The organism is Mesorhizobium loti R88b, from assembly GCF_013170845.1.
Taxonomy (GTDB): Bacteria; Pseudomonadota; Alphaproteobacteria; order Rhizobiales; family Rhizobiaceae; genus Mesorhizobium; species Mesorhizobium loti_B.
Genome location: NZ_CP033367.1, coordinates 962,650 through 986,524, shown reverse-complemented (window position 1 = coordinate 986,524; position 23,875 = coordinate 962,650). Strand labels below are relative to the sequence as shown.

Annotated in this window: 23 protein-coding genes and 1 pseudogene; 12 read left to right on the top strand and 12 right to left on the bottom strand. The window is 63.5% G+C overall.

All coding sequences use genetic code 11. The features are described 5' to 3' along the window. Nucleotides 1–94 precede the first annotated feature (94 nt). On the top strand, nt 95–1,021 hold the full coding sequence (locus EB235_RS04690) for an ABC transporter ATP-binding protein (RefSeq protein ID WP_027032114.1): 927 nt from the start codon (nt 95–97) through the stop codon (nt 1,019–1,021). Then, on the top strand, nt 1,018–1,779 hold the full coding sequence (locus tag EB235_RS04685) for an ABC transporter permease (protein ID WP_027032115.1): 762 nt from the start codon (nt 1,018–1,020) through the stop codon (nt 1,777–1,779). The genes EB235_RS04690 and EB235_RS04685 overlap by 4 nt, the downstream gene beginning before the upstream one ends. Nucleotides 1,780–1,810: 31 nt before the next feature. Here EB235_RS04685 and EB235_RS04680 read toward each other — a convergent pair whose 3' ends face one another. Continuing rightward, nucleotides 1,811–2,848, bottom strand: a complete 1,038-nt coding sequence (locus tag EB235_RS04680) for a phosphatidylglycerol lysyltransferase domain-containing protein (RefSeq protein WP_027032116.1) — start codon at nt 2,846–2,848, stop codon at nt 1,811–1,813. A gap of 437 nt (nt 2,849–3,285) precedes the next feature. On the opposite strand from EB235_RS04680, the gene EB235_RS04675 reads away from it, so the two are divergent. From EB235_RS04675 to EB235_RS04665, 3 genes are all read left to right on the top strand, one after another. Continuing rightward, the gene (locus EB235_RS04675; protein WP_027032117.1) at nt 3,286–4,473 is read left to right on the top strand and encodes a flavin-containing monooxygenase; all 1,188 of its coding nucleotides are present in this window, start codon (nt 3,286–3,288) and stop codon (nt 4,471–4,473) included. A gap of 207 nt (nt 4,474–4,680) precedes the next feature. Then, nucleotides 4,681–5,166 (top strand): MarR family winged helix-turn-helix transcriptional regulator, encoded by a 486-nt coding sequence (locus tag EB235_RS04670; protein ID WP_080681059.1) that lies wholly within the window; start codon nt 4,681–4,683, stop codon nt 5,164–5,166. After that, nucleotides 5,163–5,843 carry a GNAT family N-acetyltransferase gene (locus EB235_RS04665; RefSeq protein ID WP_027032119.1) on the top strand — a complete coding sequence of 227 codons (681 nt, stop codon included), beginning with the start codon at nt 5,163–5,165 and terminating at the stop codon, nt 5,841–5,843. Before EB235_RS04670 ends, EB235_RS04665 begins: the two co-directional genes overlap by 4 nt. A 21-nt stretch (nt 5,844–5,864) precedes the next feature. Here the strand turns inward: EB235_RS04665 and EB235_RS04660 are convergent, their stop codons facing one another. Together EB235_RS04660 and EB235_RS04655 are read right to left on the bottom strand one after the other, a co-directional pair. Continuing rightward, nucleotides 5,865–6,089: a hypothetical protein gene (locus tag EB235_RS04660; RefSeq protein ID WP_027032120.1), complete on the bottom strand. Its 225-nt coding sequence runs from the start codon at nt 6,087–6,089 to the stop codon at nt 5,865–5,867. 134 nt (nt 6,090–6,223) lie between these two features. After that, nucleotides 6,224–8,227, bottom strand: a complete 2,004-nt coding sequence (locus EB235_RS04655; protein WP_027032121.1) for a PhoX family protein — start codon at nt 8,225–8,227, stop codon at nt 6,224–6,226. Nucleotides 8,228–8,530: 303 nt separating this feature from the next. Between EB235_RS04655 and EB235_RS04650 the strand changes: the two genes are divergently transcribed. Together EB235_RS04650 and EB235_RS04645 are read left to right on the top strand one after the other, a co-directional pair. Beyond that, entirely contained in the window at nt 8,531–9,043 is a 513-nt protein-coding gene (locus EB235_RS04650; protein ID WP_027032122.1) for a hypothetical protein, read from the top strand. Nucleotides 9,044–9,592: 549 nt separating this feature from the next. Beyond that, nucleotides 9,593–10,174 (top strand): hypothetical protein, encoded by a 582-nt coding sequence (locus tag EB235_RS04645; RefSeq protein ID WP_027032123.1) that lies wholly within the window; start codon nt 9,593–9,595, stop codon nt 10,172–10,174. 124 nt (nt 10,175–10,298) lie between these two features. Here the strand turns inward: EB235_RS04645 and EB235_RS04640 are convergent, their stop codons facing one another. Both EB235_RS04640 and EB235_RS04635 read right to left on the bottom strand, forming a co-directional pair. Continuing rightward, nucleotides 10,299–10,961, bottom strand: coding sequence for a response regulator (locus EB235_RS04640; RefSeq protein ID WP_027032124.1), 663 nt, complete (start codon nt 10,959–10,961; stop codon nt 10,299–10,301). Further along, complete coding sequence (locus tag EB235_RS04635; RefSeq protein ID WP_027032125.1) at nt 10,958–12,352, bottom strand: sensor histidine kinase; 1,395 nt, start codon at nt 12,350–12,352, stop codon at nt 10,958–10,960. Before EB235_RS04635 ends, EB235_RS04640 begins: the two co-directional genes overlap by 4 nt. Nucleotides 12,353–12,521: 169 nt before the next feature. Between EB235_RS04635 and EB235_RS04630 the strand changes: the two genes are divergently transcribed. Continuing rightward, complete coding sequence (locus EB235_RS04630; protein ID WP_027032126.1) at nt 12,522–12,863, top strand: hypothetical protein; 342 nt, start codon at nt 12,522–12,524, stop codon at nt 12,861–12,863. Nucleotides 12,864–12,878: 15 nt separating this feature from the next. Then, nucleotides 12,879–13,583 carry a phosphatase PAP2 family protein gene (locus tag EB235_RS04625; RefSeq protein ID WP_027032127.1) on the top strand — a complete coding sequence of 235 codons (705 nt, stop codon included), beginning with the start codon at nt 12,879–12,881 and terminating at the stop codon, nt 13,581–13,583. Nucleotides 13,584–13,715: 132 nt separating this feature from the next. Here EB235_RS04625 and EB235_RS04620 read toward each other — a convergent pair whose 3' ends face one another. The 4 genes from EB235_RS04620 to EB235_RS04605 form a co-directional block, all read right to left on the bottom strand. Continuing rightward, complete coding sequence (locus tag EB235_RS04620; protein ID WP_080680877.1) at nt 13,716–14,315, bottom strand: DNA-3-methyladenine glycosylase; 600 nt, start codon at nt 14,313–14,315, stop codon at nt 13,716–13,718. A 1-nt stretch (nt 14,316) separates the two neighbouring features. Continuing rightward, nucleotides 14,317–17,160 carry a caspase family protein gene (locus EB235_RS04615; protein ID WP_171878132.1) on the bottom strand — a complete coding sequence of 948 codons (2,844 nt, stop codon included), beginning with the start codon at nt 17,158–17,160 and terminating at the stop codon, nt 14,317–14,319. A gap of 124 nt (nt 17,161–17,284) precedes the next feature. Further along, nucleotides 17,285–17,665: a nuclear transport factor 2 family protein gene (locus tag EB235_RS04610; RefSeq protein ID WP_027032129.1), complete on the bottom strand. Its 381-nt coding sequence runs from the start codon at nt 17,663–17,665 to the stop codon at nt 17,285–17,287. 93 nt (nt 17,666–17,758) lie between these two features. Next, nucleotides 17,759–18,619: an SMP-30/gluconolactonase/LRE family protein gene (locus EB235_RS04605; RefSeq protein WP_027032130.1), complete on the bottom strand. Its 861-nt coding sequence runs from the start codon at nt 18,617–18,619 to the stop codon at nt 17,759–17,761. 114 nt (nt 18,620–18,733) lie between these two features. Between EB235_RS04605 and EB235_RS04600 the strand changes: the two genes are divergently transcribed. Next, a complete protein-coding gene (locus EB235_RS04600) occupies nt 18,734–19,537 on the top strand; it encodes a helix-turn-helix domain-containing protein (RefSeq protein ID WP_027032131.1) in 804 nt (267 codons plus the stop codon). A gap of 12 nt (nt 19,538–19,549) precedes the next feature. Here the strand turns inward: EB235_RS04600 and EB235_RS04595 are convergent, their stop codons facing one another. Continuing rightward, nucleotides 19,550–20,191, bottom strand: a complete 642-nt coding sequence (locus tag EB235_RS04595) for a DUF6622 family protein (protein ID WP_027032132.1) — start codon at nt 20,189–20,191, stop codon at nt 19,550–19,552. Nucleotides 20,192–20,334: 143 nt separating this feature from the next. Between EB235_RS04595 and EB235_RS04590 the strand changes: the two genes are divergently transcribed. Further along, nucleotides 20,335–21,165 (top strand): LytTR family DNA-binding domain-containing protein, encoded by an 831-nt coding sequence (locus EB235_RS04590; RefSeq protein WP_167334884.1) that lies wholly within the window; start codon nt 20,335–20,337, stop codon nt 21,163–21,165. Here EB235_RS04590 and EB235_RS04585 read toward each other — a convergent pair. Then, nucleotides 21,166–21,372, bottom strand: a pseudogene (locus tag EB235_RS04585) (CHAD domain-containing protein); the annotation flags it as partial. It abuts the gene before it with no gap. 200 nt (nt 21,373–21,572) lie between these two features. On the opposite strand from EB235_RS04585, the gene EB235_RS04580 reads away from it, so the two are divergent. Further along, nucleotides 21,573–22,949, top strand: coding sequence for an adenylate/guanylate cyclase domain-containing protein (locus tag EB235_RS04580; protein WP_027032134.1), 1,377 nt, complete (start codon nt 21,573–21,575; stop codon nt 22,947–22,949). Nucleotides 22,950–23,029: 80 nt separating this feature from the next. On the opposite strand, the gene EB235_RS04575 is transcribed toward EB235_RS04580, so the two are convergent. Further along, the gene (locus tag EB235_RS04575) at nt 23,030–23,857 is read right to left on the bottom strand and encodes a YiiX/YebB-like N1pC/P60 family cysteine hydrolase (RefSeq protein WP_027032135.1); all 828 of its coding nucleotides are present in this window, start codon (nt 23,855–23,857) and stop codon (nt 23,030–23,032) included. Nucleotides 23,858–23,875 lie beyond the last annotated feature (18 nt).

Genomic DNA, 23,875 nt, shown 5'->3' with positions numbered 1-23,875 from the left:
GTCGAGAGCTGTCAGCAGCACCGTTGACTTCCGGTTGCATGGAACGACATTCGGCCTATATCAGGGGACCTCTTTCAGGCAGTCGTTTTCAGCCATGCCCTCCATTCTGTCCATTTCCGGGGTCTCCAAGACCTATGCCACCGGCTTCACCGCGCTCAAGGAAGTCAATCTCGACATCCAGCGCGGCGAGATCTTCGCGCTGCTCGGCCCGAACGGCGCCGGCAAGACGACGCTGATCTCGATCGTCTGCGGCATCGTCAACCGCTCGTCGGGCACCGTCACCGTCGACGGCCACGACATCAACAAGGATTACCGCGCCGCGCGCAGCCTGATCGGCCTGGTGCCGCAGGAATTGACCATCGACGCCTTCGAGAGTGTCTGGGCAACCGTCAGCTACAGCCGCGGCCTGTTCGGCAAGCCGGCCAACCCGGCCTTTGTCGAGAAGGTCCTGCGCGACCTCTCGCTGTGGGACAAGAAGGACGCCAAGGCGATCACGCTGTCGGGCGGCATGAAGCGCAGGCTGATGATTGCCAAGGCGCTGTCGCATGAGCCGCGCATCCTGTTCCTCGACGAGCCGACCGCCGGCGTCGACGTCGAGTTGCGCCAGGACATGTGGGAAATGGTGCGCAGGCTGCGCGAGGATGGCGTCACCATCATCCTCACCACCCATTACATCGAGGAAGCCGAGGCGATGGCCGACCGCGTCGGCGTCATCAACCGCGGCGAGATCATCCTCGTCGAAAACAAGGCCGAGCTGATGCGCAAGCTCGGCCGCAAGCGGCTGGTGCTGGAACTGCGCAATCCGCTGACAGCCATACCGGAAGCTCTTTCGCGCTACGCGCTGGAGCTGTCGCCCGATGGCGGGCAGCTGACCTACACCTATGACAACCAGGCCGAGCGGCCGGGCGTCGCCTCGCTGATCCGCGACCTCGAGGCATCAGGCATCCAGTTCCGCGACATCGACACGCAAAACAGCTCGCTCGAGGAGATCTTCGTCAACCTGGTGAGGAGAGACGCATGAACCTGCGCGCGGTATGGGCGATCTACCGGATGGAAATGGCGCGTGCGTTTCGCACCGTGCTGCAGAGCATTGTCTCGCCGGTCATCTCGACATCGCTGTATTTCGTCGTCTTCGGTTCGGCCATCGGCTCGCGCATAACCGAGATCGACGGCATCAGCTACGGCGCCTTTATCGTGCCGGGGCTGATCATGCTGTCGCTGTTGACGCAGTCGATCTCCAACGCCTCCTTCGCCATCTATTTCCCGAAATTCGTCGGCTCGATCTACGAGCTCTTGTCGGCGCCGGTCTCCTATCTGGAGATCGTCATCGCCTATGTCGGCGGTGCCGCCACCAAGTCGATCATTCTCGGCCTGATCATCCTGGCCACCGCCTCGCTGTTCGTGCCGCTCACCATCCTGCATCCGTTCTGGATGGTCGCCTTCCTGGTGCTGACGGCGGTGACCTTCAGCCTGTTCGGCTTCATCATCGGCATCTGGGCGAAAAGCTTCGAGCAGCTCCAGCTGGTGCCGCTTTTGATCATCACGCCGCTGACCTTCCTCGGCGGCAGCTTCTATTCGATCAACATGCTGCCCGGCATCTGGAAGACGATCACGTTGTTCAACCCGGTCGTCTATCTGATCAGCGGCTTCCGCTGGAGTTTTTATGGCAAGTCCGACGTCTCGGTCGGCATCAGCCTCGGCATGACGCTGGTTTTCCTTGCCGTCTGCATCGCCATCGTCGCCTGGATATTCCGGACCGGTTATCGGCTGCGCAACTGACGCGGCGAAGGCGCCCGGAAACGCGGCCGATCTAAATCGCCTTGACCAGCCGCAGCAACCCCAGCATCTCGATATAGGTTCCTTCGCGAAAGGCGATGTAGACCGGTTCCTCCACACCGTGGAAACGGCGCTTGAACGCCGCCTGACCCTGCAAATTGAACCTGCGGCGGTTGATCCAGGGCGAGTCGTAGGCGCGCTGGAACGCATTGCGCCAGAAATCGCTTTCGGCAAATCCGCTCGGTCCGATGTCGAGCATGGGCGACAGGCCAAGCGTGACCACCGATATGCCTTCCTCGCGAAAACGGTCGACGGCGTATTTGGTCAGGCCGATCTCGGCATGCGGCGAGGCGTCGATATGCTTGCGCTTGAAGGCGGTGGTGTAGCCAATGACCTCGCCGTCGCGAAAAAGCGGGTCGAAATCGAGCAAGGCGATCAGCTCGCCATCGGGGCCATGCAGGACGAAGCGGCGCATGTCGGTGCCGAGCTGCTCGTAAAACGGGCGGTTGAGAAAGCCCATCTCCCAGCGCTTGACGATGCGGTCGCTACGCCAATTTTGGGAAAGCCGCGCGATCTCGTCGAGGAAGACCGTCCGCTTGTCCTCTTCGAACGAAAAACCCTTCTTGAGCAGCCAGCGTTCGGAATAGCGCACGGTCTCGTTGCGCTTGCCGGAAAAATCGTGCTCGGGCAAGGCAAGGCTTGTGTCGATACCCAGCCGGTTGACCTTGTAGCCGAGCCCGGCCAGCACGCGCGCGGTCTCTTCGCCGATCTGAACGAACCACGGGTTGCGGGCACTGTCGACAAAGCGCCTGATGTAGTCGGCTCGCTTCCCCGGCGCCGCCACCGGGTCGCCAAGCGCGAAATGATGTTTCATCTTGGTGCCGAAGGCGATGTAGCCGTCGGCGTCGCCGAAATAGGACAGCTTGTGCTGCACGGCGGTGGAATAGGCGAGCGAGAAGTCGCCATGGCGGCGCACCAGCGCCAGCCGTTCAACATGCGTCAGCGCTTGGCGCTCGACCTTGGGCGAGGCGCCCTCGAGGATTTTGTCGAAATAGATCCGCAAGGAGGCCATGGTCGAGATTCCGCGTGCCGTCTGTGACGCGACATGCCTTCCGGCACGCAAGACGCGCCACGGCGTCTTATTTTTCGCGGGAAGCCGAAAACGGTTGCCGGTTTCGAATTCCCGCGTCGGTATCGAGACCCGCCAGCCCCCGCGGCTCGAATCAATCACATTGCCGCGACCTATTATCGCCGATGCCGCTGATATGCCATATAGGACTGGATGGTTTCGGACAGAAGCGGGCAATCCGCTTGATGTCGTTGTTTGGGCGCATTTCCGCGATGGGAGTCGTTGCCGCTGGGCGGCGCAATGCCCTGGTGCGCAGCTGCGGCCGGCGCAGGGCTCTGGCAATCGGCACCGATTGCCGTGGGGTCTGCGCGCGATCAAACGGTTACAGCGTGCTGCGAGCCTTGCGGGATGCGCGGCGGTTTGATGGGATTTGAGAGTGAATGGCTGATACGACGACCAGACCGATGGTGGAGCAGTTGGTGGCGGTCGAGCCGGCGATCGTCATTGGCGCCGGCGCTGCCGGACTGGCTGTCGCGCAGGCTTTGATGAAGGCCGGCGTGCCGGTGGCGATTCTGGAAAAGGAAAGCCGGCTGGCCGAGCCCTGGCATCGGCGGCACCAGCAGCTGCATCTCAACACCCATCGCGATCTCTCTGGCCTGCCTGGCCTTGCCTATCCCGGGGACACCCCTGCCTTTCCGCACAGGAACATCGTCATCCGACACATGAATGATTTCAAGGAGGCGAACCGGCTGCCGGTGGAGTTTGGCGTTGCGGTCGAGACCATCGTGTTCAGGGGCGATCACTGGGCCGTGCGCACCAGCGCCGGCTCGCGCCTGGCACGTCATGTCATTGTTGCCACCGGCCGCGACAAGGAGCCCTTCACGCCGCTGTGGAAGGGCACGCAGGCGTTTGCGGGACAGATCATCCACTCGGCCGATTTTGGCGACGCCAAGGCCTATGCCGGCAAGAAGGTGCTGGTCGTCGGGGCCGGCAATTCGGGGTTCGATGCCCTCAATCATCTGGCGGGCGTCGACACCGCCGCCATCTGGCTGTCGGCCCGCAGCGGCCCGGCCATCTTGCCCAAGCGTATCGGCCAGATTGCCGTTCACCGGCTGTCGCCGCTCACGGCGCGTTTGCCGCTACGAGTGGCCGATGCCGTGATCACGGCAGCGCAGCGGCTGGTTTTCGGCGATCTGACCAAATTCGGCATGCCCCCGGCACCTGCCGGTGGTGCGAGCCGCCTGACCACGGATTACACCGCGATCGCCGCCGACGATGGCGCCGTCGACGCCATCAAATCGGGCAAGATCACCGTCGTGCCGGCGATACGGGAATTCAGCCGCGACGGCGTGATCCTGGCCAATGGCAGCCTGATCGATCCCGATATCGTCATCGCCGCGACGGGCTACCGTACCGGGCTGGAGCGCATGGTCGGCAATCTCGGCGTGCTCGACAGCAAGGGTGTTCCGCTCTTCAATGGCGGCGAAGGCGATCCGAAACTGCCCGGCCTGTGGTTCACCGGCATGCGGCCGAGCATCCGCGGCTGCTTCGCCAATGCCGGCATACTGGGCAAGGCGATCGCCAGGCAGATTGTTCGTTCCTCCCAGCTATCCGGCGCGCCACGCTGATTTGATCGAGACGACAGCGCCTGTTGGCTCCAGAGCAGTTCACCGTTTCACGGAAACGGCTAACTGCTCTATCTCTCTGTTTTTACGCAATTCCGGACGGAAAACCGTTTCACACTTTTCCTGGAATTGCCCAAGGCGCACACGGCTGTCTTGAGTATTTATCTGCCATGTTATATAACATGTTATGATTTATCGCGAGGCGCCATGATGGAAGACGTTATCCGATCGCTTGGCTATCTCTGCCTTGGCAGCAGGCTGAAGCGCATTGGCGAGCAATTGCAGGCCGATGCGCAACAGCTGCTCGATAGCCTGGAGGTTCCGCTTCAGTCGAGCCAGTACCCCTTGCTGGCCGCCCTCGACAGGCTGGGACCGCTGGCCGTCGGTGAGCTGGCGCAGTCGCTCGGGCTGACACAGCCGGGCGTGACAAGAAGCGTGTCGCTTCTGGCCGAGCTCGGGCTGGTCGAAACCATTCAGTCACAAGGTGACCAGCGGCGGCGGATGGTCTCGCTGACCGGCAAGGGCCAGCGCCTGGTCGACGTCGCCAAACGGGATGTCTGGCCTCGCATCGAAAACGCCGTCGCGGATCTGTGCCGCGATCTTTCAGGCCCGCTTCTCGATCAACTCGCTGCCATCGAGGAGGGGCTGGCCGCGGCTCCGCTTGATCGGCGTGTCAAAAAGGCTACCGCGCAATGAAACATGTTCTCGACCGACCCGTCTGGAGCGCGCTTCAGACGCGGCATCAGGCCTTCGCGCAAGGCGGCAAGCTCGCCAGGCGCTATTCACCGTCCATCGCCCTCTTTGCCGCCACCGCTACCGACGATGCCGCAAGCCTGCAGGCGCTCAGCGACCTTGTTGGTCCTGGTGAAAGCGTGATCATGGCGCAATCCGACACCATTGCTCTTCCGCCTGACCTCGCGGCCACCTCGACCGCAAACGCCGTCCAGATGGTCGCGCAGGCGCCGTCACAGGCCGTGTCGGACGAACGCGTGCAGCTCCTGACACAGGACGACGCCGCCGAAATGCTGGCGCTGGCGTCGCTTACCAAGCCTGGCCCGTTCACGTCAGGGGCCTTGAACCTCGGCGCCTTCTGGGGCGTGAAGGTCGAGGGCAGGCTGGTGGCGATGGCCGGCGAGCGCATGAAGCAGCCTGGCTATAGCGAACTCAGCGGCGTGTGCGCGCACCCCGAGTTTCGCGGCGCCGGCCTTGGCCGGTTGCTGTCGGTGTTCGTGACCAACCAGATTTTCGCACGCGGCGAAATCCCCTACCTGCACGCCTATGCCAGCAACGCCGGCGCGATAAAGCTGTATGAGTCCATCGGCTTCAGCTTGCGGACCCCGATCAATGTCGCCGTCGTCCAGCGCGCTGCATAAGGCTGGACGCGACGGCGGACATCATGCCGATTTCGGCTCCAGTCGCCGGAAACCGACGGCCTCCATCAGCATCTCCTCGTCGACCATGCCGGCATTGTGGAGCGCGAGCAGGGTGAGAGCCAGCTCACGCGCCTCTGTCGATTCGGGGTGCGCTTCGCGTCTTCTGCAGGCTTCATCAAAGACACGCTGCAGCCGGGCGATGTCGTCAGGCTTGAGCAGGCCACGGTCATAGATGGACTTCGGCATGGCGACCTCCTGAAAGAGGAATTAGGGCGCCACGTGTAAATGGCCAATCTTTCCCGAGGCTTGAATGATTTCGTGGAAAGGAGGGGCGTCGAATCGCCGAAGCCCCTCCCTGAGATTACGCATGCAGGCCGCGATCAGACCGCGATCTTGCCGCCGCCCTGCCTGGTGATGGCGACGACCGACGGCCGCACCGGCATGTCGGGCTTGAAGTCGGGCCAGCGGGTCGACAGATCTTCATAATAGGACGGGCGGCCAAAGCCTTCCCAGTCCTCGCCGCCGTCGCCCGGATGCTGGACGGCGACGAAGGCGGTCTGATCGTCCGGTGCAAACAGCGGGCCGCACATTTCGGCGCCGATCGGCACCCGGAAGAACAGCTTTGACGTTGCCCGCGCGGCACCTTCCGTATCCACCGCCCACAGGCCGTCGGTGCGGCCGGTGGCCTTCGGACCCTGGCCGTCGGTAGCGACCCAGAGGCGACCGGCCGAATCGACCGCGCAATTGTCGGGCATGCCGAACCAGCCATTGGCCGTCGTCGCTGTCGAGAAGGTGGCGCCGACTTCCGCCACCGAGGGATCGCCGCATTTCAGCAGCACTTCCCATTTGCCCTTGGTGGCGGTGAAATTGCCATCGGCCTCGGCGACCTCGATGATATGGCCAAAGGCATTTTCAGCGCGTGGGTTGGCGGCGTCGACTTGGTCGGCCTTGCGCTTGGAATTGTTGGTCAGCATGACATAGACCTTGCCGTTGACACCATTGGGCTGGATGTCTTCGGGCCGGTCCATCTTGGTGGCGCCGAGCAGATCGGCGGCACGCCGCGTTTCGATCAGCACATCGGCCTGGCTGCCAAAGCCGTTTTCCGCCGTCAGCGGGCCTTGACCAAAGACGATCGGCAGCCAGTCCACCGTGCCGTCCTCGGCGAATTTGGCGACATGCAGCGTGCCGTCGTCGAGCAGGTCCTTGTTGGCGGCATGGTCGTTGGCGTTGAAGCGGCCTGTGGTGACGAATTTGTAGACATAGTCGAAGCGCTCGTCGTCGCCGAGATAGAAGACGACGCGGCCATCCCTGGCGACGATCGATTCGGCGCCCTCATGCTTGAAGCGGCCCATGGCGGTGCGCTTGCGAGGGGTCGAGGTCGGATCGTTGACGTCGACTTCGACGATCCAGCCGAACCGGTTGGGTTCGTTCGGCTCCCTGGCCAGGTTGAAGCGGTCGTGATGCGCACCCCATTCATAGGCGCCTTCCGGAATGCCGAGACGCTTGTAGTTGGCGGCTTCCTTGTGGCCTTCCGGCAGTTCGCCGGCGAAGTAGCCGTGGATGTTCTCCTCGGCCATGACATAGGTGCCCCACGGCGTGACGCCGCCGGCGCAGTTGTTCATGGTGCCGAACACCTTGGTACCGGATGGGTCGGCATTGGTCTTGACGCGGTCGTGGCCGGCGACCGGGCCCGACATCGCCATTTCGGTGGTCGAGGTGATGCGGCGGTTGAGCTTGCCGTCGCGCACCACTTGCCATTTGCCGGACACTTTGCGGATCTCGACGATGGTGCCGCCATGGGCCGCCATTTCGACGTCGACCTGCTCCTTCGACAGCAGCGCGAGTTCGGGCTTCTTCTTGCCGTCCTTCTCGACGATCGTGACGATGCCCGGGAACATCAAATGCGGGTTGGTGTATTCGTGGTTAACCACCAGCAGGCCGTGCTCGGCCGAGCCGTCGATCGCGATGTAGCCGACATAGTCGTTGTTGTAGCCGAACTGCCTGGCCTGTGCCTGCGCCGACTGCTTGGTCGGATCGAACTCCGGCGAATCGGCAAACAGCGGATCGCCCCAGCGCAACAGCACGTCGGCATCATAACCCGGCGCGACATGGTGCTTGTCGTCGATGCCGGCCTGGAGCTCGTCGAATTTGAAGGCCGAGCCTTCCGCGGCGCGGGCATCGTCGGCGGCGACAAGCGCGAGCGGGCTGACCGTGGCCGCAATGGCCGAGACGGCCAGCGACCCCCTGAGGAAGTCCCGGCGCGAGAACCTGGCGGCTATGATCTCGCCCATGGTGCGGTTGTCCGTTGGGTTGACGGCCGGGCCGTCATTCTCCTCGAGCTGGCTGGTGCGGAATCGGCTGTCAGGGGAGCGGTGGTCGGTCATGATCTGTCCTCTGGCTTGTTGGCGTGGCTGGATGTGACCTTTCGAGCCCTAATGCCTGCTGATCACATTTTCGTGACATTAAGAATCGTGCAAGCTCATTCGGCACCCGCACCCGCCTCGTCGGCAAAGGTTTTTCTGGCGACGGTGTGCCGCCGGGCCTTTGGTCCGAGGTCGGTCCCTTCATAAGTCTTGGCTGGCGCGGCATCGGTCGTGGGCCGGTTACATCACGTCTCTCAATCAGCGATGGTCTCGGCACCTGCAACGCCGGTTCGAGATCCGCCGGCATGATTGAAAGGAACCGAGATGCGCAAATCGATCACGACCCGTTGGCTGGTATTGAGAGCGGCATCAGCCTTGGCGTTGACCATCGCCCCTTATCAACTGGCGCTTCATGGCTCGGCGGTCGGCGTGGTCGCCGCAAGTGCTTATGCCAAGGATGGGGGACATGGCGGCGGTGGCGATGGGGGCGGCGGTGGCGATGGGGGCGGAAGTGGCGGCAGCAGCGGAAACGGTGGCGGCGGCGGTGATGGCGGCGGCAACGACGACGGTGCCGGTGACGATCACGGCGGCACCAACAATTCCGGACCCGGCACGGGCCAGCACGACGACGACGGCCCTGACGACAACGGCCATCACGTCAATGCGGCGACCGGCGACAAGGTCGAAGCAGAGGGCAACAAGATCGAGGTCGAACATGTCGACGGCACCAAGGAGGAGATCGAGAACGGCCGTTTCGAAATGAAGGATTCGCTCGGCCGCACAATCGTCGAAAGGCCGGCGACGCCGGCAGATTTCAGCCGCCTGCAGTCTTTGTGAGGCGAGCCAACAGGCAACGGCCCGCATCACACGTCACCTCCGCCGCACCCCGGCGGGGGTGACTTTCCGCGTCACCTCGATATCACGAATGCCAGCAGGACGATGACAAGGTTGAGGTCCAGCATCACGGCGGTCCCCAGGAAGAGGTACGCTTCGAGATCAAGGATTCCTTGGCCGAACGATCGTTGAACGACGGTCTACTCCCGATGATACCAATCGCCTTCAGTCTTGTAAGGTGGGAGCAACTGCCGACGGCCAGCATCACAAGTCACCTCCGCCGCCCCCGGCGGAGGTGACGTGATGAGCGGCGTATGCCACCACCGGGCACCAGGAAAAAGCCTGACTCCTGTCGGCGATGGCGGTCGCGTCGCCGCCCAAACGAGGCGTTTATTAGCATGTGCTTGGACTTTAGTCCAAGCTTTTGCCCGCAAAAGTCCTAGGTCGCGCCGAATCGTTCGGAAGCAGCTTCCGGAGGCAACGTCTTTCGGCGATGCTGGTTGCGGCTGTAACTTGACCCTGGGCGCGCTGGGCTCAATCGACCGAGGCAGGATGTACAGATCGATCACGACCCGTTGCTTATGGCTGGCGCTCAGAGCAGCGGTCGCGCTGGCGCTGGCCATCGCTCCCTATCGGATTGCCTTCCATAGCTTCGTTCCCGGAATCCATGCCGCCGACGCCGAGGCCGGCAAGGGAGGCAATGGTGGCGGTAACAGCGGGAACGGCAACGGCAACGGCGGCAGCAGCGGGAACGGTAACAGCGGCGGCAACGGCAACAGCGGGAACGGCAATAGCGGCAACGGCAACAGCGGGAATGGCAATAGCGGGAATGGCAATAGCGGCAACGGCAACAGCGGCAACGGCAACGGCAATAGCGGCAACAGCGGTGATAGCGGGAACGGCAATAGCGGTGATAACGGGAATTCCGGAACGGACAGCGGCGCCAGCAATCATGTCAATGTGGCGACCGGTGACAAGGTCGCAATGGACGGCAAGAAGATCACGGTCCAGCATCCCGATGGCATAACGGAAAAGGTCGAGAACGGGCGTTTCAGGATGGAGGATGCGCTCGGCCGCACAATCATCGACCGTCGGGTCACGCCGGCCGACATCAGGCGTCTCAAGGCCCTGTGAAGCTGACCAACGGGCAACGGTCAGTTTCGCATGTCACCTCCGCCCGCCCCCCGGGCGGAGGTGACCTCCTCTCCGTAAGGCAGCATGCGGTTGCCGCCGTCGCGAGGGTGGGCAGCCTGCTAGCCTAAGAATGGTTCTCTTCGCGGGCGCGCGACTCACGCATCATCAGGGCCGCCTCGGTGCGGTTGCGCGCATTGAGTTTCGCCAGCACGCCCGTCATGTGATGCTTGACGGTCTTTTCCTGCAGCTCAAGTTGCAAGGCAACCTCCTTGTTGCTGAGTCCTTCCGCCACCAGCCGGAGGATTTCTGTCTGCCGTGCTGTGAGTTGCTGCAGCCGGCCGACGATGGCGTTGGCAGGTTTTTGGGACTGGAGATCCGAAAGCAGCCGGGCCGACAACATCGGCGAAAGATAACTTTCGCCGGCCGCCACGTTGCGCAGGATATCGGCGAGTGTGCGCGACCCGACACCTTTGAGGACGTAGCCGCGGACCCCAGCGTTCAGGGCCTTGGTCACATCGGCGTTGGCCTCCGAAACGGTCAGCATGACGATCTTTTGCCCGGGATGGCCGGCGAGGATGCCTGCAACCGCGGCCAGGCCGCCGCCCGGCATCGAGATGTCGAGCAGCAATATGTCGGGCTTCGCCCTGGCGACGATCTGTTCGGCATCCTGCGCCGTGGCGCCCTCGCCGACCATTTCGAAGCCGCCGATCTCTGAAAGGCTGCGCGTCACGCCTTCACGAAACAGCGGATGATCGTCGACAATGGCAACGCGAATGGCTCCAGTCATGCTTGCTCCTCTACCGAAAGACTGATCACCAATCGCGTGCCTTGCGGCCCGGTCAAGGTTTCGAACTGGCCGCCAATGCTTTCGACCCGCTCCCTGAGGCCGGCAAGCCCCAGCCCCTCGACCCGTGCGGTCGGATCGAAGCCTGGTCCGGCGTCCGATACTTCAACGAACAGCCGGCCACCTTTCATCCCTGCATTCACCGCTTGATGCTTGCCTCGTCCGTGGCGATAGGCGTTGTTCAGCCCTTCCTGCACGAAACGATAGATGCTGATCTTCTCGGAGGCGCCGGGTTCGCGCAACGATCCGGCCAGCGTGAGCGTCACCGACGTCCCCGTCCTGCGTTCATGTTCGTTGACGGCCAGCCGCAGTATATCCGTTACGGCGGCGGTTTCTATCTGCGGCAGGACCAAGCCAGTGCAGATACCGCGTATTTCGCGCATCGCATCCTCCAGCGTCTTGCGGATCATCGCGACCTCGGCCGCGCGGCTTTCGCCCCCTTGGCCGTCGCTGGAAAAGACCGGGCTGTCCATGCGCAGCGCCGCCAGGGCCACGAGCTGGGCCGGCCCGTCATGAAGGTCGGCGCCGATCCGGCGCAAATATCTCTCATTGAGCGCGGTGGCGCGTCGGGACGCCCGCTGCACACGCTGCCGCAAGGCGCTGTTCTGCGTCACCAGGCCCTGCAGCTCCGACACCTGGCGGCGCAGCGCCCCGCGCTGATCGTCGATGGTGCGGCTGCCGCGCAAGACGATACCCGACAGGAGCAGGAAAGCCGTCAGGGTGGTGCCGGCCACGATCAGCCAGCTCGACAAAAGGGCGGAAGCCAGCGTGGCTTTGAAATCGCTGGCGACCTCGAAGAACTCGGTGACAGCCACTACCTCGCCGGACCAGGGTTCGCGCACGGGATTGTAGATCTCCAGCAGCGGCACGCCGATGCCCTGCTCCTTGACTTCGTCTCCGTCGAACGTATCGAATTGCGCGGTGACGTTGCCCTGGAAGGCGGACCGCAGATTGTCGGTCAGATCGAAGCGGCGACCGATTAGCGTCGAGTCTTTCGCGTAGAGCACGGTACCGTCGAGGCGCCAGAGCCTGAACGAGACCAGGCGCTTGCCGAGCGCACCCTGGCCGAGCGTCTCGTCGAGCGCCTGCTTTGCGGACTCGCTGAGTTCCTCGCTTTTGCGCAGATCGGGCAGCAGCGGCGCAATCACGCTATCGACATAAAGCGCCGTCGACGCAGCCGAATTGTGGATGACGCCTTCCCGGATTTGCGATGTCACCCAAGCGCCCACCACCAGCATGACGACCAGAAGGCCAAAGCCGCCGGCAACGAGGAACTGCAAGGCAAGCGAAAGCTCGCTCCAGCGCCGCAACAGGTTTCCAAGAATACGAATCATCCGCCCCTGACCGCCCTTCATCGATCGACTGGGCGACGCCCACACATTGAGCTTCCGCTTTGCCGTTGCCAAGACCTACGTTCGATCGACGTCGCTTGACGTCTGGGCGCGCTTCGGAAACAAGGGCCGCGACACATGCGGCTAAAGCCGCTTCGAAGGGGACGGGACGTTGAGTTTTTCGGGACTGCTGCAGCTTGGCTTTTCGACGGTGATCTTCCTTCTGGCGGCGACCGCGGCCAAGCAGTGGGGGCTGGCGCCAAGCCTGGGCAAGATCCTTTTGACGCTGGCACTCTATTCGCTGGGCAATCTGATCATGCTGCGGCTGATCCGCGAATTCGGCATGTCTGTCTCGTTCAGCCTGTCGGCGGTCATCCAGCTGGTCTCGGTCAATGTCGTGGCGCTGGTGTTCTTCGGCGAGCGCGTCAACGCGCTGCAGGCGAGCGGCATCGTACTGGCAATAGCGGCGGTGGCGCTGATCACGCTTGGACCCTATCTGCAGGGGCGGATGTAACGGGACCGGCCGCCGATGAAGAACGACCCCAACAGTCTGTTCAACCGCATCGAATTTCCGGTGTTGCTGGCCGGTTTGATCATCGCCGGGTGTCTATGGGGTTTCGAGGAACTGATGGAAGTGGCGCGGGCCACCACGCCGCACGCCTTCGATACCGAAATCCTGCTCGCCTTCAGACAAGTTGGCCAGCCGAACGTTCCAATCGGGCCGCTCTGGCTGCAGAGCGCCATACGCGACGTCACCAGCCTCGGCAGTTCCGCCGTTCTGGTGTTGATCACGACCGCCACGGTGATCTATTTCCTGCTGATCCGCAGACCGGCGATGGCACTGCTCTTCTTTGTCGCGGTAGCCGGCGGCCAGGTTCTGTCGAGCCTCCTGAAACTTGGTATCGACCGGCCGCGCCCCGAACTCGTCTCGCATCTGGTCGACGAGACGTCGCTGTCTTTCCCGAGCGGCCACGCCATGCTGTCGGCTGTGACGTATCTGACGCTCGGCACTTTGGCGGCGCGCGTCCTGCACGGCCGCGCGACGAAAATCTATGTCCTGTCACTCGCCGTGCTGACAACGGTGCTGGTCGGTGTCAGCCGCATCTATCTCGGCGTCCACTGGCCGTCGGATGTGCTGGCCGGCTGGTGCGCCGGCTTCGCCTGGGCGATGCTGTGCTGGCTGGTGGCGCGGCTGCTGCAGCGGCGCAAGGTGATGAGTGACGATGGCGCCTGATGGCGCCAGGGCTCGCCGTCAGATCAATCTGTTGATCAAGTGCCCGCAACCCGTCAGCGCGAAAACCATCGACAGCACAGATGCCGAAATCATCAAGGATTTGAGAGCTTTCAACGGCGCTATCCCTTTCTCTTATCGGTTGAGCGATCTTGGACCGCTGACGAACGGACTGCCCCTGACATAAAAGCGCAGCGGCCTGTCCGCATCTTTCGTAATACCGATCCTGACACCTTGGCCGACCTCGGCGGCTGCAAAGCCATCGTTTGCGAGCCATAGCGGGCCTTTGCGGCAGAGGTCGAGCCCGTCGAGCGAACGATCGATCCGCAACGCGGTGGCCAACCTTCCCGGCCCGCGCGCAAGGTCGCGCAAGCGCTCGACACCGCGATTGCGCCGCATGATCTCGATGCCCTCGACAGGCTCGAGCGCCCGGATCAGAACGCCGGTGCCGATGCCTTCCATCTCGCTGGAGACATTCAGCATCATCGAGATGCCATAGGCGAGATAGACATAGGCGTGGCCGCGCTCGAGGAACAGCGAACGGTTGCGCGGCGTCATCCCCCTGAAACCATGCCCGGCGGCGTCGCCGACGACATAGGCCTCGGTCTCCACAATGCGGCCGCTGACAATGCCCTCAGGCAATTCGCGCACCACCAGCTTGCCGATCAGAGTGCTGGCGAGGGCTGCCGTATCGTCCGGCAACTCCGAACGAGCGATCGGATGGCGGGTGGCCACTCTAATTCAACTTCGCCAGGGCAACATTGACCGCGGCGAGAGTGGCCGGCGTTTCACCGGCATCGACACCCATGGCCACGTTTCCCGCTATGGCTGCCTCGCAGAGCGATTTCGCTTCCGCCAGACTGTCGCGGTCGCCTGTGCGGCTGCCCAGCCCGAGCAATGCGTGACACAGGCTATCCTGGGTATTGGGGACACCCCGCGGCTCGACCGTTTCCTCGACTGCGAGCGCGCTTCTCAGGATCGGGATGGCCGCCTCGAACTGCGTCACGTCGTTTTCGCGCTCGCCCAGCAGCACGAACTGATAGCCGATCGCGCTCTGCAGATACGCCCACCAGCCCGGATGAGCCTCTCTTGTCTGGACCTCCGCCGCTGCCTGCCAGGCCGCGATGGCCGCCCGCCAGTCGTCCGCCCCGGGTTCTCCGCTCTGGCGCTCGCCAAGCGTTGCAAGCGCATCGCCCAGATTGCGCTGCAAAATGCCGAAGTCGTATGGCGCCCGGTCGCGGGTCGCTTCTTCCAACGCGGCGTGGAAGGCGGCTATCGCCGCAACCAGGCTGTCGGTGCCTTTCTCGCGCTTGCCCAGCGTCGCGAGCGCCTTGCCGAGATCGTTCTGTGCCAGCGCCCAGTCGAGCGGCACCCGATCGCGCGTCCATTCCTGCAGCGCGGCCCGGTAGGCGGTGATGGCGGCGTTCAGATTATCGCTCCCGCTCTCGCGCTCGCCCAGCGTTCGAAGCGCATTGCCCAGACTGTTCTCGATCATCGCCCAGTTGAGCGGCAGGCGGTCGCGGGTCATCACTTCCAGCGCGTCACGGTACGCCGTGACGGCGGCGTTCAGATTGTCGTTGCCACTCTCACTCGTGCCGAGAATTTTGAGGGCAACGCCAAGATTGTACTGCGTCCCGGCCCACTGGAACGGCACCCGATCGCGGGTCGCCACCTCCAGTGCGGCGCGGTACGCCGTGATGGCTTCGTTCAGGCTGTCGGTACCGGTTTCGCGCTGGCTAAGCTGGACGAGGACATTGCCGAGATTGCTTTGCGTCGTGGCCCAGTCGAGCGGTACGCGGTCGCGTGTCTCGACTTCCAGTGCTGCGCGAAAGGCCGCAATGGCGGCCTTGTAAGTGTCTGTGCCGTTATCGCGTTCGCCGAGCATTGCGAGCGTGATGCCCAGATTGCCCTGCGTCACCGCCCAGTCGAGCGGCACGCGCTTGCGGGTGCGCTCCTTCAGGGCGGCGCGGAATGCCTTGATGGACGCGTTCAGGCTGTCGGTGCTGCTCTCGCGTTCGCCGAGCCTTTCAAGCGCATAGCCAAGGCCGTTCTGCAGCTGCGCCCAGCCCAGGCGGTCGCTGCCGCGCGGCAACAGGTCCAGCGCATCGCCATAGGCCGCGATCGCCTGTTTCAGGGCGTCATTGTCGCCCTTCTGGTCGCCCTGCGTCTCGAGCGCATCGGCCTCGCCGCCCTTGTAGGTCGCCGCCGTCGCCCTGTCCCATTTCTTGACCTGGTCGAAGGCCAGCCGATAGTTCTCCGCCGCCGCCGGATAATCGCCCGTAAGCGCGTAGGCCTGCGCCGTCTTGGCGATAACCGCGCCGCCTTCGAGCCGCCTCGACTTCAGATCGGCCTCCGCTGCATCGAGGCTTTTGCTGATGACGAGGTATCGGTCCTTGGCCTGTTCCCAGAAGCTGACGCTGAGATCGAGCGCGCCCTCGTCGAGCGCCTGTTGCGCCAGGCCGGAGAGCCGGGCGATTTCCGGATCGCTGCTGGTCAGCGCCGTGTGTTCGGCCATCGCCTTCTTGATGGTGTCGGTCTGCGCCTTCAGCAACTGATCGAGCTCGGTCGGATCGCTCGGCACTTTCTGCCCCAGCGCCTGCAGCAGGCCGTAAATGGCGTCCATCGGCACGGCCGCTTTGGCGGCGGCCGCTTCCACTTCGCGGCGCAGATCGGCCGGCGTGTCGGCGATGCTGAGCAGCAAGCGCCGCCTGCCTTCGCGAATGGCCTCCTGGTCCTTGTCACCCGTGGGCGCCGGAGCACCAAAGCTCAGCACCCGCCGCAGTGACGAATTCGTCCATGGCAGTTGCCGGCCATCGGTCTTGAGGTAGACCTCCTGCCGCACCAGCGTCATCAGTTCGTCGAACGGATAGCCGCCGGCGCCAAAATGCTTGAGCAACGCCGCCGCGTAGGGCGAGTTGCCGCCCGCTTGCCCGTCGAGCGCCGCCTCTCCGGGCGATGCGGCGAAGCCGATCACCATGCCGAGGCTGTCCTTGGACACGCCGGGCTTTGCGATCGGCGTCGCGCCACGCATCTCGCCGAGCCCGGTGGTCGCGACATCGATCATCTGTGCGCTGCCGGGCAGCTGGATCGTCGTGCCTTTCGGGAAAGCATTGGTGCGGCAGGCATCGAGCAGCGTGATCGTCACCGGCACGGTTTTGGCCAGTTCTTCGAGCAGGTCTTGCACCGGCACCAGGCTCTCACCGGCCTTCTCCGGTGTCGAGATATCGGCATCGGTCGGCACCAGATAGTCCGCGCCACCGGCCTCGACGCCGTGGCCAGAATAGTAGACCAGAGCCACATCGGCGCCCTTGGCGTCGCGGACGAACCGTTGGATATCGTTTTCGAGGTCGGCCCGGTTGTCGTTCAGCGCGCGGTGGACATCGAAGCCGAGATTGCCCAGCAGGTCGTCCATCGCCCGCGCATCATTCTTGGGGTTCGTCAGGTCGTGAAGCGCCTCGCTGTCATAGTCGCTCTCGCCGATGACCAGCGCCACGCCGTGCAGCTCGGCGCAAAGCGCGGGCGCCGCGCCAAGCAACAGCACCGAGGCAAGAGCGGCAAGAAGCGCATGTCCGGATCGCATTGGTAGCCCCCGCTACATCGTAGCCAACGCTGATAGACCTGACAATCGACGGAAGTTGGGCGGGCAATGCTTGCCGGCCGCACGGGGCCAGCCGCAACTTTGTCGGCCGCGCCGGCGGCCGGTTTCACGGAATCCGCTCGACCCATTGCGCACGCGATGGTCCCGGCTCGAACGGATCAGCGAAATACTGGGTCTCGCGGGCCACTTTGCCGTCGAGGAACTCCATGATGCTGACCGTGTAGGATGGCCGCCCGTCATAGGTCAGCACATATTCGGTGATCCAGAGATCACCGGCACCCGTGATCCGCCGCACTGTGAAGCGCTTGCGGTTCGGCTGCGCGGCGCGCGACGACTGGATGTTGCGCCGCCCGCGAATGCGCTCGCCCGATTGCGGATAGTCGAGCACCGCATCCTCCCGGTAGATCTCGTGCTCGGCCTCGAAATCATCGGCGTCGGAAGCAGCCCAGTGGCGATTTAGGGCCGCCTCGATTTCGGGGTCTTCCATGGCGAACCTCCTTGACCTTCACCGTCGATGGGCCGTGATATCACGGTCCATCCTGAAGCTGTTAGCGAAGGTCTCGCGAATTGGCGCCGGCTCTCAGTCGAGCTTCAACGCCGCCACCTCGCCCTCGTTCATCAGTGGCACGTAGAGGATCGACTTGCCGTCGGTGCCGATGTCGGCGCTGCCTGGCTTGAAATGCGCCACCGCTTCCGGCGCGCCGCCCGCCTTGTATCGGTAGAGCGTGCCGGTCATGTAGGCGGTGGTATAGATGGTGTCGCCGATGGCGACGACGCCGTCGAGGTCGGCGAATTTCTGCGCTCCGGGCAATGGCGAAACCACCTTGCTGGCAATGTCGACCGACAGCAGTCCGCCCGGTTCGGCGGTGCTGAAGTCGGGCTTGATGCCCTTGCCCCATGAGGCGACGATCAAACGGTCACCGTCGGCGAAGACGCCATTGGGTGAAGCCAGCAACGGGTCCCTGACGAACAGTTCCGGCTGGTCGCCATCGACGCGGTAGATCGTGTCGGCCAGCATGTCGGTGACATAAACCTTGCCTGTGTGGTCCGAGGTCATGTCGTTGAGGAACACGGCATTCGGCACCGTGATGCTGGTGATCAGCCTGCCGCTGGCCAAGTCGACAACGCGGACCTTGGTGATGTCGGCGACATAGAGCTTGCCGCCCGATATCGCCATGCCCTTGGGCGCGTCCATGCCGTCGGTCCAGTGCTGGGTCACCGTCTTGCCGTCCATCGACAGCACCGACAAATAGCCGTTGCCGTCGGCATCGCCCGGATTGCCAACGATGTTGGAGACGATGATGCGATTGTTGGCGGCGTCGAACAGCGCCGATTCCGGCTGTTCGAGCCCCGGGGCGCGCCAGAGCTCGTCGGCCTGGGCAGCCGATATGGCAGCGATACCGATGGTGGCGATAAAGGCTGGGATGATGAGGCGGTTCATGGCTGTTCTCCTGTGATGACAGGCGGAGAGCTAGAATTTTCGATACTTTTCTGGAAGGCCGATTACAGCTAGTATCGTATATCGATACGAAACTAGCGGCTGGAGGTGCATCCCATGAACGGACTGATCTTCGAGGCACTGAAGCGGACGCTGAAGGCGAAGGGCGTCACCTATCGCGCGCTTGCCGAGCGCATGGGCGTTTCCGAGCCGACGGTGAAGCGCATCTTCCATGAGCGCAACTGCAAGCTCGACCGGCTGGTGGAGATCTGCGCTGCCGCCGGCGTCGAGCTGGAAAACGTGCTCGGCTCGATGAACCGGGGGCCGGGGCCGGTCAACCATATCGCACCGGAGATCGAGCACAGGCTCGCTGGCCGGCCGGCGCTGCTGTTCATCTTCGTCATGCTGTCGGAAAAGTTCACGCCGGAAGGCGTGATGCGCTCACAGGGCCTGAGCGAAGCCTCGATGTTCCTCTATCTGCGTGACCTCGAGGAGCTCGGCCTGATCGAAATCGGGCGTGGCCTTTCGGCAAGATTGCTGGTCGAGACGCCGATCCAGTGGAATTTCGAAGGACCGCTCAGGCCCCTGTTCGAGATGACCAACAAGAATTTCATCGGCTGGGCCATCACCCATATCGACAAGGAGGCGACCTTCGTCAGCTTCTCCAGGCGGATGCGGCCGGAGACGGCGGAGATGGTGCGGCGCGAAGCCGAGGAATTGGCCGACCGCGTGAAATTGCTTGCGCATCACGACCAGCACACCACGCCCGAGGACGGGCTCACCGGCTACAAATGGACGTATGCGTTTGGAGCGACGCCGTTTCCCGCGATCATGCCGATCGGCCCGCACCCGCGCGATGCCGGCGCACGGTTGAAGGATGGCCGCGAGACGTCGAGAGAGAAGCGCCCGCAGCCGGCCTGACCGGGGGATTGCTCAGGCAGGCTGCCTGAGAAATCCCGGCGGAAGGACACCGATCGACCGGGCGATCATCATGGCGGCAAAGAAGCCCGACAGCACCGCGCTTGCCAGCACGAAGCCGGTTTCCTGCGCCAGCGCCGGATCTATCCCCAGCGCGATGCCCTTGGCGTAGCGGACGACGATGATCGCGATGATCAGCGCCAGCGGCAGCCAGTCGCCCTGCAGCGCCAGCCTGCCGTCGGGCAGCAGTCTGGCCGGCCGCCGCCGCGCCATGGCCGTGCCGCCGAGGGCACCGGCCACGGCGCCGCAGGCGAAGCCGAGCAGTCCGGTCGCTGAAATGCCGGAGGCGAGGAGATTGTAGAGTGCAAGGCCGGTGATGAGCACCGGCAGGACGAGAAGGCGCGAAGGTGAGACGACGCGATCCCGGGTGCGGCTCCAGCCGATGAAAAGGCCGTAGAGGATCAACGGCCACACCCAGAGCGGCGTGTCCGAAAGGATATCGGCCATCCCAGGCATATGGCTGCCGCCATCGGAAGCGGTGTCCGCTGCCAGCGCGATGCGGCTTGACGTCAGCAAGACGCCGGCAGCAGACACAAGCGTGGCCGGCGTGCCGAAAGGCAGGGTTGTCCGAATTGCTTGGATGAGGGGAAGAGACATTGCGGAACTCCGTCTGCGGTTGAAGGCTTTCGACAAGCGCGGTATCGCTTGGCGCTGCGGTCCAACGGCACCATGCGGATCCGCTGGCGTTGCATCAACCGCGTCTTCGGCAAGGGATGAATGGCTACGTGAAGAGCGCCCTGTTGCATTCCACGCTTCGCGAAATGCAGGCATTGCTGTTCTCGCCGCGCTTCTGGGGCGCGCTGCTGGCGGTGTCGGCGATCCTCGGCCTCACCGGGCCGTTCGGCACCTTCCAGCAGCTTGATGCCTTGCCGCGCTTCGCCTACTGGCTGGCACTGGCGCTCGCCACCTTCACAGTAGGCTATCTCACCATGCGGCTTACACTTGCCGCCGTGTTCGGTGCCGCCGGCTCGCGGCCGGTCCGCAGCATCGTTGCCGGCATCGTCGCTGGCGTGCCTGTGACGGCGATCGTCGTGCTGTTCAACCGCGCGCTGTTCGGTGGTCCGTTTCCGTCGGCCGCCGGCATTGGCGGACTGTTCATCAACTGCGGGCTGATCGCGGTCGCGATCTCGTTCCTGGTCGCCCTCGGAAGAAACGCCCCCGGCGCGGCCGGAATTCAGGTCGAGCCCACCCCCGCGGCGCGGCCAGCCATGTCCGCCCCACCGTCATCGCCGTCGCAAGCACCGCAGCCACAGCCGGCCCGGCCGCCGCTGGTCGATCGTCTGCCGCATGCGGCGCGCGGCAAATTGCTCTACCTCTCCATGCAGGACCACTATGTCGAGGTGCACACCGACAGGGGGACGTCACTGGTGCTGATGCGGTTGGCCGACGCCATCCGCGAGGTCGGCGACGTCAATGGCGTGCAGATCCACCGCTCACATTGGGTGGCGCTGGATGCTGTCGCGGGCAGCCGGCGCAAGGACGGCAAGCCGTTCCTGCGGCTTGTCGACGATGCGCTGCTGCCGGTCAGCCGGTCTTGTGCCGCCGCGGTTCGCAAGGCTGGACTGCTCTGATTATCCGGCTGCAGCCGGTGTGCCGGTATCGTCACCGGAGCCGGCGAGATCATCGCGCGCCTTGCGGGCGAGTTTCTTCGTCGAGTGCCTGGGGCTGTCGCCGAAGAGTTCGGCCGCCTGGGCAAGGCATGACTTCCTCAAGCTCTTTTCCGAGCGCTTCAAGAGCTTGCCAAGAAGCTTGGTGTCCTCGCGCGGCCCCCGCGGCTCGCCGCTCCGGTGGCGCCGACCGCCACCATTCGCCACCAGCTTGCCGCCCGGACCAGCGATGCCGACCGCGCCTGTACGGCGCGTTGGATAGAACAGATCCGGCACCAACATTCATGATAGAATTCGCACACTGATTTGCCAGACTGTAGGGGCGGGTTTGCCGAATGCGTGACACGTCCCCGTGAAATCGAAGTGATCCTATGCCGACCGCACCAACACTCGAACGTCGCCGCTATTCGCGCCTGAAAAATTTGCGCCAGCGCGCAGAACGCCAGGGGGCTGCATTGCAGTTCTGGGCGCGTACGACATCGCTCGCAGTGATCTTCTGCTTCTTTTCATTGATCAGCCGCTGGGATGCCTCACTGCTCTTCGTGCTGGCGGGCCTCGTGCTGTTCCAGCTCGTCGGCCTGATCCAGTTTCTCTTTGCGCGCCGTCGTACGGCACCATGGTGGATCGGTTATCTCGTCGGTACGCTGGACATCATTCTGTTGACCATTCTGCTGGTGACGCCCAACCCGTTCTCCCTGGAGGTCGCGCCCGCCGCCATGCAACTGCGCGAGGGCAGCTTCAAATTCCTGCTGATTTTCGTATGCCTTGGAGCGCTGACCCTTTCGACACGATTGGCGCTCTATCTCGGCGCGCTCGCGGCCTTGACGTGGACGATCGGGGTGGGATGGGTGATTTTTCATCCGGGAACCGTCGTTCCGGCGACGAACCTCTATTCGCTGCCGATGACAGAGCGACTGAACCTCTATCTCAACCCCAATTTCGTCGATACATTCGCGCAGGCGACCAACGTCTTGGTCGTGCTGATTATCGGCGCGATCATGGCGCTGGTCGTCTCTCGTTCCCGACGTCTGTCGGAAGACTATGTCAAGGCAGAGCGCGCCCGCGCCAATCTCGCCCGGCATTTTTCACCCAACGTTGTCGACCAGCTCGCCACGGATGACGAGCCCTTCGGCCCGGTTCGCCGGCAGGATATAGCGGTGCTGTTCGCCGACATCGTCGGCTTCACACACTATTCCGAGGATCATCCAGCCGAAGCAGTGTTCGAACTTCTGCGTCAGTTCCACCGTCGCATGGAGCAGGTCGTTTTCGACCACCGTGGCACCGTCGATAACTATATCGGCGATTGCATCATGGCGACATTCGGGGTTCCGCAAGCCAGCCATGACGACGCGACTCGCGCCATCCAGTGCGCTGAAGCGATGGTCGCCACTCTCGAAGACTGGAATGTGCAGCGGGTGTCCAGGGGATATCCGCCGCTGGACGTTCGAATCGGTGCACAATATGGCGCGGTCGTCATCGGCGCGGTCGGAAGCGAGCGCAATCTGTCCTTCGCGGTGGTGGGCGACACCGTCAACGTCGCCAGCCGTTTGCAGTCCCTCTGCCGTGAGCTTCAGGCGAATATTTGCTTTGGGTCACGACTGATTGAGGCCGCGAAGGCGGAATCGCCCACGACACAGTTGAATGCGCGCGATCATGGGCCGGTGAGCATCCGCGGCCGGGACGAACCAGTCCATGTCTGGGTCGAGCGCATAGCCGAAAACCAGGGTGCTGTTGCGGTTTCGGCATGATGCAGGCCGCCATGTGAAATGCCTGCACCTCGGCCGGATGGCCGCGCTATAGGGGCATGTTCTGACCCAGGCCGAAGCCATCACGTGTCTGAGGCGATTGCTCCAGCCTTTGCGGCTTCGGCGTCTGTGCTTGCCTTGTCGTCCCAGACCATCTGCCGGTAGTCGAAACCATATTCCAGCGTCGGCTTGACGATGCGGAAAAACGGCGACAGGTCGAAATCCCGCGGCGTGTACAGCGAGTGGTGGCGAATGTGCAGGATTTCCTTGCGTATATAGGTCGACTGCGCCGAGGCGCGGCCGGGGGCTCGGGTGATCTCGGGCAGGATCGGGTAGTGGATCTGGCCATAGGCCTCGGCAATGAGCGAGGAGCAGATGGCCCGCGTCGGGTCGCCGGAACCGAAGGCCAGCATGCGGCGGCGCCAGCGCACCGGCACCGGCGGCGTCGGCAGGAAATAGCGCAGCATGTCGAAAATGTTCTTGAGGTCGTATTTTAGGCCGAGCTTGCCGACCATGAAGCCGACGACCTTGTCACGGTCCTCAGGTGTCAGACCATTCGCCCGGCAGATGCGGGTGTTGTAGGTGCGATAGCGCGACAATGGCACCGCCACGCAGCCTTCGCCGATCGTGACCTCGATCAGCCGCGGCCGCTCCGTTCCATCTTGCGGCTCGGGCAAGGCATCGCCGATATAGAAGGCTGCGTGCGACCAGGTCGACTGGGTGAGGTACTTGATCGCCGCCGAAATCTTCTGGTTGCCCTCGATCAGCAGGATGTCGCCCGGCTCCAGCGTGCGGCGCAGCGTCTCGGCATCGGACGGGGTATAGGGCTCATAGCCGGAGGATTCTTCCTGCAGCCGGCCGGCAAGCCAGCGGCCAAGTCGGTCCAGGAGCGTGTCGCCGGGCTGGGTCATGCCATCTGGCGATTACCA